The following is a 13,954-nucleotide window of genomic DNA, read 5'->3' on the forward strand; positions in this document are numbered from 1 at the left end:
TTGCCTTTTTGCTTTGACCTACAGCTTCGGTCCCGCGCTCACCAGCGCTTCGCCCGCCGGGGTATCGGTATACTTCTCGAAGTTCTCGATAAACAGCTTCGCCAGCGATTCCGCTTTCTCGCGCCACTGCTCCGGAGAACCGTACGTGTTGCGCGGGTCGAGGATATGCGTATCCACACCCGGCAGCGACGTTGGGATCGCCAGGTCAAACATCGGCAGCGTAAAGGTTTCGGCGTCGTCCAGAGAACCATCCAGAATGGCGTCGATAATCGCGCGGGTATCTTTGATAGAGATACGTTTGCCGGTACCGTTCCAGCCGGTGTTCACCAGGTATGCCTGCGCGCCGGATGCCTGCATGCGTTTCACCAGCACTTCAGCGTACTGCGTCGGGTGCAGCGACAGGAAGGCCGCGCCGAAGCAGGCGGAGAAGGTTGGGGTTGGCTCCGTCACGCCGCGCTCGGTACCCGCCAGCTTGGCGGTAAAACCGGAGAGGAAGTGGTACTGCGTCTGGCTGGCCGTCAGGCGAGACACCGGAGGCAGCACGCCGAACGCATCCGCGGTCAGGAAAATGACCTTCGTGGCATGACCCGCTTTTGACACCGGCTTCACGATATTGTCGATGTGGTAGATCGGGTAAGAGACGCGGGTGTTTTCCGTTTTCGACGCATCGTCGAAGTCGATGGAGCCGTCGGCACGCACGGTGACGTTTTCCAGCAGCGCATCGCGACGGATCGCGTGGAAAATATCCGGCTCGGCCTCTTCAGACAGGCGAATGGTCTTCGCGTAGCAGCCGCCTTCAAAGTTGAATACGCCGTCGTCATCCCAGCCGTGTTCGTCATCGCCAATCAGGCGACGTTTTGGATCGGTGGACAGGGTGGTTTTCCCTGTGCCGGACAGGCCGAAGAATACCGCCACGTCGCCTTTTTCACCGACGTTAGCCGAGCAGTGCATGGAGGCGATGCCCCGCAGCGGCAGCAGGTAGTTCATGACCGAGAACATCCCTTTCTTCATTTCGCCGCCGTACCAGGTACCGCCTATCAGCTGGATACGCTCGGTCAGGTTGAAGGCCACAAAGTTTTCGGAATTCAGACCCTGCTCTTTCCACTGTGGGTTCGTGCATTTCGCACCGTTCATCACGATGAAATCCGGGGTGAAATCCTGCAGCTCTTCGTCGGTTGGACGAATAAACATGTTTTTCACGAAATGCGCCTGCCAGGCCACTTCAGTGATAAAACGCACGGAGAGACGGGTATCGGCGTTAGCGCCGCAGAAAGCGTCGACAATAAACAGACGCTTGCCGGAAAGTTGATGGGTGACGAGCCCTTTCAGGTGCTGCCAGGTTTCCGGAGAGAGCGGTTTGTTGTCGTTCTTCCCTTTGCCCTTGTCAGCCCACCACAGCGTATCGCGGGTGGTTTCGTCTCGGACGATATACTTATCTTTCGGCGAACGACCGGTAAAAATACCGGTATCGACGGCGATAGCACCAAGATTCGTCAACACACCACGCTCGTATCCTTCCAGTGCTGGATTGAGCTCTTCCTGATACAGCGTATCGTAGTCGGGGTTGTAGACGATTTCCTGGACGTCGTGAATACCATAAGCCTTGAGATCTTGCGGGGTTAAACCAGTAACACGCATATCACTGCTCCTTAGCCAATATGTACTGCCTGAAATTGTAGGGTTTTTCTGAGGTTGTTAACCGCGACGGGGCTCATAGATTTACGCATCTGGACAAAACCCTTACTAACGGAAAACGCTGCGACTCCAGTCACAGCGCAGGCGGATTATCGCAGGAATCGCTTTTTGGTTGGGGAAAATGTTCCGAAAAGGTTAAAGAGTGGTGATTTTATCGGAAAGAATGTGAATGTAATCGCATACACGTAAGAAAATTACGTAAGAGTTACATAAGGAAAACGATTCAGCTTGGGGGGAGTTTTTTACCCCTCACCCCAGCCCTCTCCCCGAAGGGGAGAGGGGGTTCAAGTTCCCTCTCCCCTTTGGGGAGAGGGTTAGGGTGAGGGGAAAGAGGTTTAGTGAACCTGCGGATCCGCCGGGGAGGCGTTATTGCGGATCTCAGCGATATCCATCGAATTGAACACGTAGTGCGTACCGCAGTAGTCACAGTGCATATCGATTTCGCCGTCTTCCGCCATGATGCTGTCGATCTCTTCATCCGGCAGGGTTTTCAGTGCGCCAGCACAGCGCTCGCGTGAGCAGGTGCACTTAAATTCCACGGACTGCGGATCGTAAACCGTCACTTCTTCTTCGTGGTACAGACGCCACAGCACGTCGGTCGCCGACAGGTTGAACAGCTCTTCCGCTTTGATGGTTTCGGTCAGCGTCGCCAGGTGCTCAAAGTCATTGGTTTGTGCGTCCTGCGCAGGCAGAACCTGCAGCAGCATACCGCCCGCAGCAGGCTGACCGTCCACTTCACCGGTGCGGATGAAGAGACGCGTCGGCAGCTGTTCAGAACGCATGAAGTAATCTTCCAGGCAGGCTGCCAGGGTATCGCCTTCCAGACCCACCACGCCCTGATAGCGCTCGCCTTCCTCAGGGGAGATGGTGATCACCAGGTAGCCATTACCCACCAGCGTTTTGAGGTCTGCATTTTCAGGCACGTCGCCCTGAACGCGCGCCACGCCGCGCATCTGCTGCTGGTTATTGCCGTTGATCACCGCCAGCGTCATCGGGCCGTCGCCCTGCAGCTGCACGGTGATATCACCGGCAAACTTCAGCGTCGCCGTCAGCAGGCTGGTGGCAACCAGCAGTTCGCCCAACAGGGTCTTCACCGGCAGCGGGTAATTGTGGTTTTCCAGAATCTGTTTCCAGGTTTCGGATACGGTGACCAGCTCGCCGCGCACGGCGAATTGTTCAAACAGATAGCGGTGTAATTGGTCGTGTTGGGCCATTTTCATCTCTCGTGCGGGTGAGGTTAATCAGTCTCACCGTGTTTAAATTTCATCAGATCGCGACGCTCTTTTTTATCCGGTCGCCGGTCCGGGTGGGGCATCGTCAGCGCGTTCATTTTGCGCGCCAGCGCGGTCTTCTCGCGCTTTTCAATGCTCTCCGCTGTCTCTTCATAAAGCAGTACGGCTTCCGCTGCAGGTCGACGCTGTTCGGTAATGGCTTTAATCACCACCGTACGTTCATCGTTGCCCTGACGCAGCGTTAAGGTGGCATTCAGCTCAACCAGCTTGCTCGGTTTGCTGCGCTGGCCGTTGTAATGCACTTTTCCGCCGTCAACCATCTCGCGGGCAAGGGCGCGTGTTTTATAAAAACGCGCTGCCCACAGCCATTTATCCAGTCTTACCCCGTCAGAGGGTTTTTCTTTCATGGCGTCTCCTTCACGGTCAGTGAAGGGATCATCTGGCGATAGTCGTTCAGTCCAGGGTGGCGCATATAGCTTTTTTCAGCCAGGCCAGAGTCAGGATTGGTCACGCCCAGACAGTAGCGAATGCCAAACCTTGCCGCGGAATCCAGAATGGGCTCGCTGTCATCAATGAACAACGTACGTTCTGGCTGCAAACCCGTCTCTTCCTTCACCGCATGCCACAACCGCTGATCCTCTTTCGGATAACCAAATGTGTGGGTGGAAAGTAATAAATCAAGGTGCGACGCCAGACCTGTATGCTCCAGCTTCACCGCCAGATTATGTGGATGCGCGTTGGTCAACAAAATACGGCGCTTGCCGCTCGCTTTCAGCGCATCCAGAAAGGGCACGGTATCCTCGCGCAGAACGGCGCGCGGGCCCTGGGCGGTGGCCATGGCACAAATATCCAGACCGAGGCGCTCGCTCCAGTAGTCAAGACAGTACCAGTTTAGCGTATGTTGCACCGCACTATATTGCGAACGAATGAATGCCTGCGCTTCTGCCGGAGAGATCCCCTGCTGCTCGCCATAGGTTTCAGGAACCAGCGTTTGCCAGAAATAGTTATCAAAGGCGAGATCGAGCAGCGTGCCGTCCATATCCAGCAGAACGGTATCTACCTCCTGCCAGGCGATATCAAGATGCATAAGGGGGAACTCCAGCCAGAAGAAACGTGCGCGACAGGGTAGCACAACTTGCCGCGCAACGACGTTATCAGATCAGGCTCTCAGACGAGGGGATCAGCTTTGGATTGAGGCAGTTTTCATAATACTGCTGAATGTCTGCAAGCCGGGTGCGCGAGCGCTGGTAGCGGCGCAGGGCCATAAAGCCGTTCCAGAAAATGGCGATCAGCATCGCGGTCATCAGCAAAGAGGTGCCGATGTAACGCCACAAGCCTGCGCTATCCGGCATCCGGTGCAGGCCGATATGGCGAGTGCCGTTGGCGTCGGTATAAATACTCGTGACAATCCCTTCGGCGCTGAACGGCGTTTGCATCAGCATCTGCGCCAGGCGCTGGAACTGGCTCCACTGCTCCTGCGCCGGGTAGTCATAAAGCGCAACCTGCGGGTAGGGCTGATCGACCAGATCGCTGCCTTCATCGCTTGCTATCACAAAGCCGCCCGGCGCCGGGCTGTTCAGCGCCTGAGCCGCGCGGGTGGTCTCGCGCATCATGAACGGCGACGTCGAGGTGGCGACCAGGTTATCCAGCGATTCCGCGCTCACCGGACGCAGCAGCACGTTAACGCCATCCAGTCGTCCCGCTTCGGCGCGTTTTACCAGCGAGTCCCAGTCTTTGCTGTTCCCCAGGTTTACCAGGGCGTTTTTAAGGCGTATGCACTCATCCTGAGAGGAGCATAAATCCTGCGTTTTCAGGACGATGTCACCAAAATCATCCAGCAGAACCATGCCTGATTTCTGAATGGCCGAGCGCAGCGCGGGGCTGACGCGCGAATCGTCGTCCGGTTTCGGGTGCAGCTGGCGGTTAACCGTCTGGGTAAGAGCCGTGGCCTTGTTCACCACTTCGGATTCCGGCAGCGGCAGCGGCGGCGCGTCGTTCCAGATAATTTGCGAACAGTCGAACGGCATGAACGGCGAGCTCTGACGCGTGTTCCACGCCCCCGGGGTGTGAATATTACACATCCCGGTTCCCTTCAGGCGCAGCGTGTCCCCCACGCGTACACCGGCTTCATCCAGTTTGTTGACGCTTGTCGCTTCAATGGTTTGCGCCCCTTTGATCCACGACAGGGTGAATTTAATGGGCATATCCAGCGGCACGAAAAGCAGCAGCATGGCTAAGACCAGCGCGGCGCCGCCGGCAATGACCGTACTGCGTAGCCAGTGCTGAAGCGGGAAATTTTTCACTTCATCATGCAGAGACAGGAAGCGCCCCTGACGCACAACGTGGCGGTCAAGGTAGATATCAATATCGGTTTTCTGCCCTAAATCCTGTGCGATCCACGGCTGCCAGTGACGCGGGTAGATCAGGTCGATAATACCGAGCGAGATATTGTTGAGATGCTCCTGATCGTTTTCACCGAACAGGCCCCAGCGCTTTGGCGTCCCGCGCAGGCAGTGGATCTCGCGCAACGAGGTTTTAGCCGGTGGAGCAAAGAGACCCCAAAGCCCGCCGGCCAGCAGCAGCACCGCGCCGCCAGCCAGCCAGGGGACAAACACATCCGGCGTCAGCAGGCAGATGAAAAAGAGCAGGAAGGCAGCAACGATCAGAATGGCTTCACGGATGCCGTCCGGGCGGCTCAGGGCGTACTCTTCATGCGTCTCCTGGCGAATGTTCAGCAGTTCGATCTGCTCTGTCTCTTCGCCACGAATGGACGCCTGCGTTGAACTCGCGCGTTCCAGCGCAAAACGCGGGGCTTCCTGAAGGTATTCATTCAGCGTATGGCCGTTAAGCGTGATTACCAGAGGCAACGAATCGGTGTGAATCAGCTCAACGCTGTTTTCGTCATTAATGTATTGCTCCCAGGACGGGGGCAGATGCACTTCGACGGAATCAAGGTAATAGCGCCATTTGTTGGGGTCATCAGTGGTGATGCCATAGCGCGTGATGGAGCGCGTCACGCAGAGCACGGTATCACTTTGCGCATTAAGCTTTAGCGCGACGGGCGCAGCGGTGGCTCCCGTTGGCCCAGGCGTTAACTGAGTACGGTTCAGGATTTCGAGATAGTTTTCAACCGCATCGCGCTCGTCCTGCGTGAGTTTACGCGTGCTCGCACCCGCAAATGCGTTTAAAAAGGGCAGACGATAACGGCGCTGTACGCGGCGCCTGTACAACCACCCTGCAACCAACGCGCCGGCCAGCATAGCAGCGAGAACAATCAAAATGGTGCTCATGCTTTCCCCATCTTACTTATCTTCTTACAGGTGTAGTCAGTAGCACCTTTACATTGAATGAGAGTCTGTGGCTGGCTATCGGCAAGTATGGAGTCGAACTTGAGCATTCTAAAGCGCATCCCAGTGACCGGTGATAATAGCAAAGCCTGTTATGGCGCGATATCAGCAAATTCCTGGAAACATTTCAACCTCTTGACATTTGTTTTGAATTGAGGATTGATCCCAGTTACGTTGCACAAATGTAAATAAAGAACGATTGACATTGCCGAAACCGTGCGGCATATCGCACAATAACGCCAGTTCTCACTGCTAAGACCCATCAAGATGAGCAAACCATTACAAAAACCCACCATTCTGAATGTTGAAACTGTCGCCAAATCGCGCCTGTTTAATGTCGAAAGTGTGGACCTGGAGTTCAGCAACGGTGTGCGTCGCGTTTATGAACGTATGCGCCCCTCTTCGCGCGAAGCGGTGATGATTGTTCCCATTGTCGACGATCATCTGATTTTGATCCGCGAATACGCTGTGGGAACGGAATCTTACGAGCTTGGGTTCTCGAAAGGGCTTATCGACCCAGGTGAAACCGTCTTTGAAGCGGCAAACCGCGAGCTAAAAGAAGAGGTCGGCTTTGGTGCGAATGAGCTTTCATTCCTGAAAAAGCTGAGCATGGCGCCGTCCTATTTTTCCAGCAAAATGAATATCGTGGTGGCTGAAGATCTCTATCCTGAATCGCTGGAAGGGGATGAACCGGAGCCGCTGCCGCAGGTTCGCTGGCCGCTAGCGCACCTGATGGATCTGCTGGAAGACCCTGACTTTAATGAGGCTCGCAACGTGAGCGCGCTGTTCCTGGTACGGGAGTGGTTGAAGGGGCAGGGGCGACTGTAGTGGCTTGATGCCCTCACCCAACCCTCTCCCACGGGAGAGGGAGCAAACACAAAAACGGCAACCAGAGGTTGCCGTTTTGCTTTGTTGTCAGAACAGCTCGTGCGTCTCGCCGTTATCAATAATCTCTGTCCCCACCTCGTGCACCGCCTGCGTGGTTGGCTGCGTGCCCTCGATGAAATACTCTTCGCGGCTATTACCGCCGTTGGCGAGCTGACCGGTGCTGCGGTCGATATTAACCGTCACCACGCCTGGCGGTGGCGTTAACGGCTGCTCCGGCACGCCTTCAAGAACGGACTTCATGTAGGCGTCCCAGGCCGGCTGCGCGCTCTTCGCACCGCCTTCGTAGCCGGAGATCTGATCCTTAATCGCGCCGGAGGCCGTTGTACGGCCTAAGTCACGGCGGTGATCGTCGAAACCGATCCAGACCGACGTCACCACGCCCGGGCCGTAGCCGGAGAACCACGCATCTTTCGAGCTGTTGGTTGTCCCCGTTTTACCGCCGATATCATGGCGCTGCAAATCGCGCCCTGCGCGCCAGCCTGTGCCCTGCCAGCCCGGTTCACCGAAGATGTTGGTGTTCAGCGCGCTTTTGATCAGGAACGACAGCGGCGTGTTGATCACGTGCGGGGCATACTCCGGCGCGCCGGTCTGTGCCACCAGCGACTGGTTAGCCTGCTCAAGCTGCGGCTGCGGCACGACGCCGCTCTGCTGCTCCTGAGACACGGCAGGGTCTTCCATGTCCTTATTCTCAAGCACCTCGGATTTCGGCGTATTGCCATAAATCACCGGAATATCGCAGTCAGGGCAGGCAATTTTCGGCTTCGCTTCGAACAGCACGCCGCCCTGATCGTTCTCAATCTTGCTGATGAAGTACGGGTCAATCAGGAAGCCGCCGTTGGCCATCACCGAGTACCCGCGTGCGACCTGAAGCGGCGTAAACGAGGCGGAGCCTAACGCCAGCGACTCGGTGCGAACGATGTTCTGCGCCGGGAAACCGAAGCGCTGCAGATACTCTGCGGCATAGTCGACGCCCATTGCGCGCATGGCGCGCACCATCACCACGTTTTTCGACTGTCCCAGGCCCTGACGGAGACGAATTGGGCCGGCATACTCCGCAGGAGAGTTCTTCGGCTGCCAGTCGGAACCGGCACCGGCATCCCAGCGGGAGATTGGCACGTCGTTAAGGATGCTGGCGAGGGTCAACCCCTTATCCATCGCTGCCGTGTAGAGGAACGGTTTGATATTGGAACCGACCTGACGCAGCGCCTGAGTGGCGCGGTTAAATTTGCTCTGGTTGAAATCAAACCCGCCGACCAGGGCCAGGATGGCACCGTTCTGTGGATTGATAGAGACCAGGGCCGAGTTGACGTCCGGCACCTGCGCCAGCCACCAGGATTCGCCTACCTTGCGCACCCAGATTTGCTGCCCGGTCTGGACTGCATCGGTCACTTTACGCGGCGTTGCGCCCTGCAGCGTATCCGAGCGGTAAGGACGCGCCCAGCGGATACCGTCCATACGCAGCGAGACGGAGGTACCGTCCGCGAGCGTCGCAACGGCTTCCTGAGGATCGGCCTGCGTCACCACGGCAGGAAGGAGCGGACCATAGGTTGGCAGCGCCTTCAGCGTACTGGTGATTTTTTTGCTGTCCCACGCGCTTTCGCCCACTTTCCAGAGCACGTTTGACGGGCCGCGATAGCCGTGACGCATATCGTAGTCCATCACGTTGTTCCGCACCGCTTCCTGAGCCGCCTGCTGGACCTTACGGGTGACGGTGGTGTACACGCGATAGCCATCTTCGTAGGCCTTGTCACCATAGCGATTCACCATCTCCTGGCGAACCATTTCGGTCAGGTAAGGGGACGCGAAGGCGATCTCAGGGGCGTGGTAGTTAGCGTCAATGACATCGTTACGCGCCTGGTCGTACTCGCTCTGGCTGATGTAGCCTTCGCTCAGCATACGTGACAAAACGACGTTACGGCGCGCGGTGGCGCGATCGAGCGAGTAGAGCGGGTTAAACGTGGACGGCGCTTTTGGCAGACCGGCGATGGTTGCCATTTCGCTTAAGGTTAGCTGCTCAACGGGCTTACCGAAGTACACCTGTGCGGCAGCCCCCACGCCATAGGCGCGGTAACCCAGGTAGATTTTGTTGAGGTACAGCTCAAGGATTTCGTCTTTGCTCAGCAGCTGCTCAATACGGATCGCGAGGAACACCTCTTTGATCTTACGTATCAGCGTCTTTTCAGGGCTGAGGAAGAAGTTACGCGCCAGCTGCTGCGTAATGGTACTCGCCCCCTGAGAGGCGTGACCAGAGAACAACGCAATGCTCGCGGCACGGAAAATCCCCACCGGATCGACACCGTGGTGCTCGTAAAAACGGCTGTCCTCCGTGGCGATAAAGGCTTTCACCATCACGGGGGGGATTTGGTTTAAGGTCAGCGGAATACGACGCTTCTCGCCATACTGCGCCATCAGCTCGCCATCGGCGCTATAGACTTGCATCGGGATCTGGAGGCGCACATCGCGAAGCGTGGCGACATCAGGTAGCTGTGGCTCAATATATTTGTATAAACCGTAAATCGAGCCTGCTCCCAGCAGAATGCAACAGACTGCAAGGATGAATAAATACTTTACGAACTTCACCGGAGATTTCCCATTTGGTTTCACTTGGGCAGTTTCTAAACAATCGCGCGGTAGTATAAAGGCAAGCCTGATTCATTGATATAGCCGTCAAGACGACGGGCGATAAGGAGATCGTGAAGCATGGCTTTCAAAACATGGCAAACGGGCGTTCATATTCAACAGGATAGGGTGCAGATCGTCGCCTTGGCCCGGGAGAAGTCGGGCTGGTGCTTGCGCCGCTGGTGGGCGATTCCTCTGGCCGAGGGCATCATTCGTGACGGCAAAATTTGTCAGCCAGAACAGCTGGTTGATGCGTTACGCGACTGGCGCAAAACGCTGCCGCACTACCACCGGGTGTTCCTCTCTTTCCCGGCAGCACGCACCCTGCAACGGTCGCTCCCCCGTCCGACCGTTGCGCTGCGCGACAGCGAGCAGCTCTCATGGCTTGGCGCGGCGCTCGCGCGCGAACTGGAGATGTCTGCCGATACGCTCTGTTTCGATTACGCGCAGGATACCTTCAGCAATACCTTTCACGTGACCGCCGCGCAAAACAACGAGGTTGATACCCTACTGGCGCTGGCGAAAACGCTGCGTTTGCGGCTGGTGGCCATTACGCCGGATGCCAGCGCGCTGGCGAATCTTCTTCCTGCGGTGGCGCCAGCGACGTGCGTCGCCTGGCGCGACGATCGGCAGTGGCTGTGGGCGATGCGCCACCAGTGGGGACGCCGCTTTACCACAGAAGCCGAAAGCGTGGCCGAGCTGGCGGCGCTGCTGGCGCTTGGTCCGGATGACATCGCGCTGTTTGATAACCGACGTGACCCGTGGGAAATCCTGGAACGCTGCCATGCCCCGCTACCGGACTGCGGCGCTGATTATACCGTTGCGCTGGCGCTGGCCATGAGCGAGGTGCCCGGATGAGCCTCATGAACTTTCTGCCCTGGCGACAGCAGCGGCGCGCGCGATGCCTGCGCTTCTGGGGCGCAATGTGTGTCGGCACAGTGCTGTTGATGTTCGCGGTCATTTTTTGCCTGCGGATAAACCCTGTTATGAGGCTGCACGCGCTGCAAACGGAGCTGACGGGAATGCAGACCGTGCAGCACGCGCTTGCCTCCCGGCAGAAACTCGCCTCACAGGCGCAGAAGCCAGCGCAGACACGTCAACAACGCGCATGGCAACCGGTGCTGGAATCCCTTTCCCGCGCCACTCCTTCACAGGTCTGGCTGACAGAGCTTCGCTATCAGCCTCCTGCTCTGATGTTGACCGGGTATGCCATAACCCTGCCAGCCCTGTCTGCTCTGCGCGATGCGCTGGGCCAAATAGCGGGTTTTACGCCCGGAACGGCGGGTGAGCTTCGGCAGGACAGCCAGGGGCGCTGGATGTTCACCCTCCATCTTAAAAGCGAGGGGTAACGCATGGATACCCTGTTAGAACGCTGGTGCGAAAGCCGTCCCTGGTATCGGGTGCTTTTGTGGTGTCTGGGGAGCCTCCTGGCAGGACTGGCCGCGTGGGGCACCTTGCTCAGACCGCTGGACAGGCAGTGTGCTGAACGACAGCGACAGCTGATTCAGGACGCGAGGACGAACGCGGCGTTATGGCCTGCCGTCAGAAAGTTGCCGTTTCGTACGGAAACAACGGAAGTACGCGAGCTGACGCCGTTTTCCCCGCTCGATTTTCAGGGTGATAACGCAACGCTGGTTCACTGGAAGCCGCTGCAGAACGGAGGGGAACTGATGCTGGAGGTGGAGTGGCAGGCTCTCCCGGCGCTTTTTTCCCGGCTGGCGCAGCGGGATGTGCAGATCGCCGCTTTCGCGATTGCCCCACAAGGTACAGCGTTGCGCCTGCGGCTGGAGCTGGAACATGCGAAATAGCGCGCGATATTTGCTGGTTTGCTCAGCGCTGCTATTGACCGGCATGCGCGATCCGTTTCGCCCGCCGGACGATCCTTGTGCCATTGGCGAGCTGGCGCAGTGGCGCTATCGCGGCATGGTGGGAGGACAGCAGGCTATCGGCATTTTGCAGGATGGGCAAAAGCGCTGGTACCGGCTGAAAACGCATGAGCGCTTCCCGGCGGGCTGGACGATAACAGCTATCAATGAAACGGAACTGGTTGTTGATGTGGGTGACACATGTGAACCAGGAACATGGACGTGGCAACGAGAAGGAACGGATAAGAATGAATTTACGGATAATGCTGTGGCTGCTGGCGTTCAGCCATCCGCTGTGGGCCGCCGCGCCAAAACCGGTCACGCTGGTGGTGGATGACGTGCCTGTAGTCCAGGTGCTGCAGAGCCTGGTCGCACAGGAGAATCGAAATCTGGTGATATCGCCTGACGTCGGCGGCTCGCTTTCGCTCAACCTGACGCGCGTCCCCTGGCGGCAAGCGTTACAGACGGTTGTCACCAGCGCTGGCCTCGTTTTGCGAGAGGAGGGCGGCATTTTTTATGTTCATACCGCGGCCTGGCAGCGTGAACAGCAGGAGCGCTCAGAACAGGAGCGAACGCGTCGACAGCTTGAGGCACCGCTGGTTTCTCACAGCCTCGCTTTCTCCTATGCCGATGCCGGAGAGCTGCAAAAAGACGCGGAAAAACTCCTGAGCCCAAAGGGAAGTTTGTCTCTCGACAAACGCACCAACCGGCTGCTGATTCGCGATAACCAGACGGTGGTGGAGACGCTGCAGCGCTGGGCCGCTCAGATGGATATACCCGTCGAACAGGTCGAGCTGGCGGCGCATATTGTGACCATTAATGAAAAAAGCCTGCGTGAGCTAGGGGTGAAATGGAATCTCGCCGACGCCGCCGACGCGGGCAAGGTTGGCCAGCTCACCACGCTTGGTAGCGATCTTTCCGTCGCCAGCGCCACCAGCCACGTGGGTTTTAACATCGGACGGATCAATGGTCGGCTGCTGGATCTGGAGCTTTCTGCGCTGGAGCAAAAACAGCAGGTCGATATCATCGCCAGCCCGCGGCTGCTGGCCTCGCATATGCAACCGGCCAGCATCAAGCAGGGGAGTGAAATACCGTATCAGGTCTCAAGCGGTGAAAGCGGGGCAACCTCCGTTGAGTTTAAAGAGGCGGTACTAGGGATGGAGGTCACGCCGGTGGTCTTACCGGGAGGGCGCGTGCGCCTGAAATTGCACATCAGTGAAAATATGCCGGGACAAGTCCTGCAGCAGGCTGACGGCGAAACGCTGGCGATCGACAAACAGGAGATAGAAACCCAGGTGGAGGTAAAAAGTGGAGAAACGCTGGCGTTGGGCGGAATTTTTTCGCAGAAGAACAAAACCGGCAGCGACAGCGTGCCGGGGCTGGGGAAAATCCCCTGGCTTGGGCAGCTTTTTCGCCACGATGGGAAGGATAATGAACGGCGCGAGCTAGTGGTGTTTATTACACCACGTCTGGTCGGTATTCGCTGACGGGTAACGATCCCCGCAATGATTTTGCATTCAGTTTGTTGCAGATGTTTGACGTGGGGCATGAATTAGCATACAAGGAGTACCGATTTGAGTTGGACTTACGTCTTATTACCTTATGCGCCCGGCGCGGTGATTTAATCAGTTGCCAAACAAGCCGGAGTATTGAGATAATTTTTAGTCTGACTCTCGCTCTATTGCATATGAGGTTTCAGTTCATGTCCTGCTACGCTGGGTGTCTGCGAAGCGGGAATTACCATTAACGAATAGTCTTAGTAGTACCGATAAAATGGCAGAGAAACGCAATATCTTTCTGGTTGGGCCTATGGGTGCCGGCAAAAGCACTATTGGGCGTCAGTTAGCTCAACAACTCAATATGGAATTTTACGATTCTGATCAAGAGATTGAGAAACGAACCGGAGCTGATGTGGGCTGGGTTTTCGATGTAGAAGGCGAAGAAGGTTTCCGTGACCGAGAAGAAAAAGTGATCAACGAACTCACGGAAAAACAGGGCATCGTTCTGGCAACAGGCGGCGGTTCTGTGAAATCTCGCGAAACCCGTAACCGTCTCTCCGCCCGTGGCGTAGTGGTCTATCTTGAGACGACCATCGAGAAACAGCTGGCACGTACGCAGCGCGATAAAAAGCGCCCGCTGCTGCAGGTTGAAACGCCACCACGCGAAGTTCTGGAAGCGTTGGCCGATGAACGCAATCCGCTGTATGAAGAGATTGCCGACGTGACCATTCGTACTGACGACCAGAGCGCTAAAGTGGTTGCAAACCAGATTATTCATATGCTGGAAAGCAACTGATTCTGGCTTTATA

13 protein-coding genes are annotated in these 13,954 nt (G+C 56.9%); 7 read left to right on the forward strand and 6 right to left on the reverse strand.

All coding sequences use genetic code 11. The features are described from left to right. Nucleotides 1–18 precede the first annotated feature (18 nt). The 5 genes from pckA to QMN93_RS15220 all read right to left on the reverse strand — a co-directional run bounded on the left by pckA (nt 19) and on the right by QMN93_RS15220 (nt 6,217). A complete protein-coding gene (gene pckA / locus QMN93_RS15200; protein WP_047345740.1) occupies nt 19–1,638 on the reverse strand; it encodes a phosphoenolpyruvate carboxykinase (ATP) in 1,620 nt (539 codons plus the stop codon). A 392-nt stretch (nt 1,639–2,030) separates the two neighbouring features. Beyond that, entirely contained in the window at nt 2,031–2,915 is an 885-nt protein-coding gene (gene hslO / locus QMN93_RS15205) for an Hsp33 family molecular chaperone HslO (RefSeq protein WP_161495995.1), read from the reverse strand. A 17-nt stretch (nt 2,916–2,932) separates the two neighbouring features. Next, nucleotides 2,933–3,334: a ribosome-associated heat shock protein Hsp15 gene (gene hslR, locus QMN93_RS15210; protein WP_029740483.1), complete on the reverse strand. Its 402-nt coding sequence runs from the start codon at nt 3,332–3,334 to the stop codon at nt 2,933–2,935. Then, a complete protein-coding gene (gene yrfG / locus QMN93_RS15215) occupies nt 3,331–4,014 on the reverse strand; it encodes a GMP/IMP nucleotidase (RefSeq protein ID WP_182382782.1) in 684 nt (227 codons plus the stop codon). The genes hslR and yrfG overlap by 4 nt, the downstream gene beginning before the upstream one ends. 67 nt (nt 4,015–4,081) lie before the next feature. Next, the gene (locus QMN93_RS15220) at nt 4,082–6,217 is read right to left on the reverse strand and encodes an intracellular growth attenuator family protein (protein ID WP_033146817.1); all 2,136 of its coding nucleotides are present in this window, start codon (nt 6,215–6,217) and stop codon (nt 4,082–4,084) included. A gap of 324 nt (nt 6,218–6,541) precedes the next feature. Between QMN93_RS15220 and nudE the strand changes: the two genes are divergently transcribed. Further along, nucleotides 6,542–7,102 (forward strand): ADP compounds hydrolase NudE, encoded by a 561-nt coding sequence (gene nudE / locus QMN93_RS15225; RefSeq protein ID WP_008503041.1) that lies wholly within the window; start codon nt 6,542–6,544, stop codon nt 7,100–7,102. Between the two features lie 87 nt (nt 7,103–7,189). On the opposite strand, the gene mrcA is transcribed toward nudE, so the two are convergent. Beyond that, a complete protein-coding gene (gene mrcA / locus QMN93_RS15230; protein WP_094934889.1) occupies nt 7,190–9,742 on the reverse strand; it encodes a peptidoglycan glycosyltransferase/peptidoglycan DD-transpeptidase MrcA in 2,553 nt (850 codons plus the stop codon). A gap of 120 nt (nt 9,743–9,862) precedes the next feature. On the opposite strand from mrcA, the gene pilM reads away from it, so the two are divergent. From pilM to aroK, 6 genes are all read left to right on the forward strand, one after another. Next, a complete protein-coding gene (pilM, locus tag QMN93_RS15235) occupies nt 9,863–10,639 on the forward strand; it encodes a pilus assembly protein PilM (RefSeq protein WP_193140127.1) in 777 nt (258 codons plus the stop codon). Beyond that, nucleotides 10,636–11,130, forward strand: a complete 495-nt coding sequence (locus QMN93_RS15240) for a PilN domain-containing protein (RefSeq protein ID WP_033146814.1) — start codon at nt 10,636–10,638, stop codon at nt 11,128–11,130. The genes pilM and QMN93_RS15240 overlap by 4 nt, the downstream gene beginning before the upstream one ends. Nucleotides 11,131–11,133: 3 nt before the next feature. Next, on the forward strand, nt 11,134–11,589 hold the full coding sequence (locus QMN93_RS15245; RefSeq protein ID WP_064673705.1) for a hypothetical protein: 456 nt from the start codon (nt 11,134–11,136) through the stop codon (nt 11,587–11,589). Further along, on the forward strand, nt 11,579–11,983 hold the full coding sequence (locus tag QMN93_RS15250) for a HofP DNA utilization family protein (protein WP_033146812.1): 405 nt from the start codon (nt 11,579–11,581) through the stop codon (nt 11,981–11,983). Before QMN93_RS15245 ends, QMN93_RS15250 begins: the two co-directional genes overlap by 11 nt. Beyond that, entirely contained in the window at nt 11,910–13,133 is a 1,224-nt protein-coding gene (hofQ, locus tag QMN93_RS15255; RefSeq protein WP_223862645.1) for a DNA uptake porin HofQ, read from the forward strand. The genes QMN93_RS15250 and hofQ overlap by 74 nt, the downstream gene beginning before the upstream one ends. 286 nt (nt 13,134–13,419) lie before the next feature. Next, nucleotides 13,420–13,941: a shikimate kinase AroK gene (gene aroK, locus QMN93_RS15260; RefSeq protein ID WP_003861630.1), complete on the forward strand. Its 522-nt coding sequence runs from the start codon at nt 13,420–13,422 to the stop codon at nt 13,939–13,941. Nucleotides 13,942–13,954 lie beyond the last annotated feature (13 nt).

Origin of the sequence: Enterobacter sp. R-1.6.2, assembly GCF_035064085.1 — a bacterium.
Classification (GTDB): domain Bacteria; phylum Pseudomonadota; class Gammaproteobacteria; order Enterobacterales; family Enterobacteriaceae; genus Enterobacter; species Enterobacter asburiae_B.

Excerpts from the sequence above, each read along its gene's own strand:
- hslR (WP_029740483.1), bottom strand. The coding sequence starts at position 3,334 with ATGAAAGAAAAACCCTCTGACGGGGTAAGACTGGATAAATGGCTGTGG.
- QMN93_RS15250 (WP_033146812.1), top strand. The coding sequence starts at position 11,579 with ATGCGAAATAGCGCGCGATATTTGCTGGTTTGCTCAGCGCTGCTATTG.
- QMN93_RS15220 (WP_033146817.1), bottom strand. The coding sequence starts at position 6,217 with ATGAGCACCATTTTGATTGTTCTCGCTGCTATGCTGGCCGGCGCGTTG.
- pilM (WP_193140127.1), top strand. The coding sequence starts at position 9,863 with ATGGCTTTCAAAACATGGCAAACGGGCGTTCATATTCAACAGGATAGG.
- QMN93_RS15240 (WP_033146814.1), top strand. The coding sequence starts at position 10,636 with ATGAGCCTCATGAACTTTCTGCCCTGGCGACAGCAGCGGCGCGCGCGA.
- pckA (WP_047345740.1), bottom strand. The coding sequence starts at position 1,638 with ATGCGTGTTACTGGTTTAACCCCGCAAGATCTCAAGGCTTATGGTATT.
- yrfG (WP_182382782.1), bottom strand. The coding sequence starts at position 4,014 with ATGCATCTTGATATCGCCTGGCAGGAGGTAGATACCGTTCTGCTGGAT.
- QMN93_RS15245 (WP_064673705.1), top strand. The coding sequence starts at position 11,134 with ATGGATACCCTGTTAGAACGCTGGTGCGAAAGCCGTCCCTGGTATCGG.
- hslO (WP_161495995.1), bottom strand. The coding sequence starts at position 2,915 with ATGAAAATGGCCCAACACGACCAATTACACCGCTATCTGTTTGAACAA.
- hofQ (WP_223862645.1), top strand. The coding sequence starts at position 11,910 with ATGCTGTGGCTGCTGGCGTTCAGCCATCCGCTGTGGGCCGCCGCGCCA.
- nudE (WP_008503041.1), top strand. The coding sequence starts at position 6,542 with ATGAGCAAACCATTACAAAAACCCACCATTCTGAATGTTGAAACTGTC.
- aroK (WP_003861630.1), top strand. The coding sequence starts at position 13,420 with ATGGCAGAGAAACGCAATATCTTTCTGGTTGGGCCTATGGGTGCCGGC.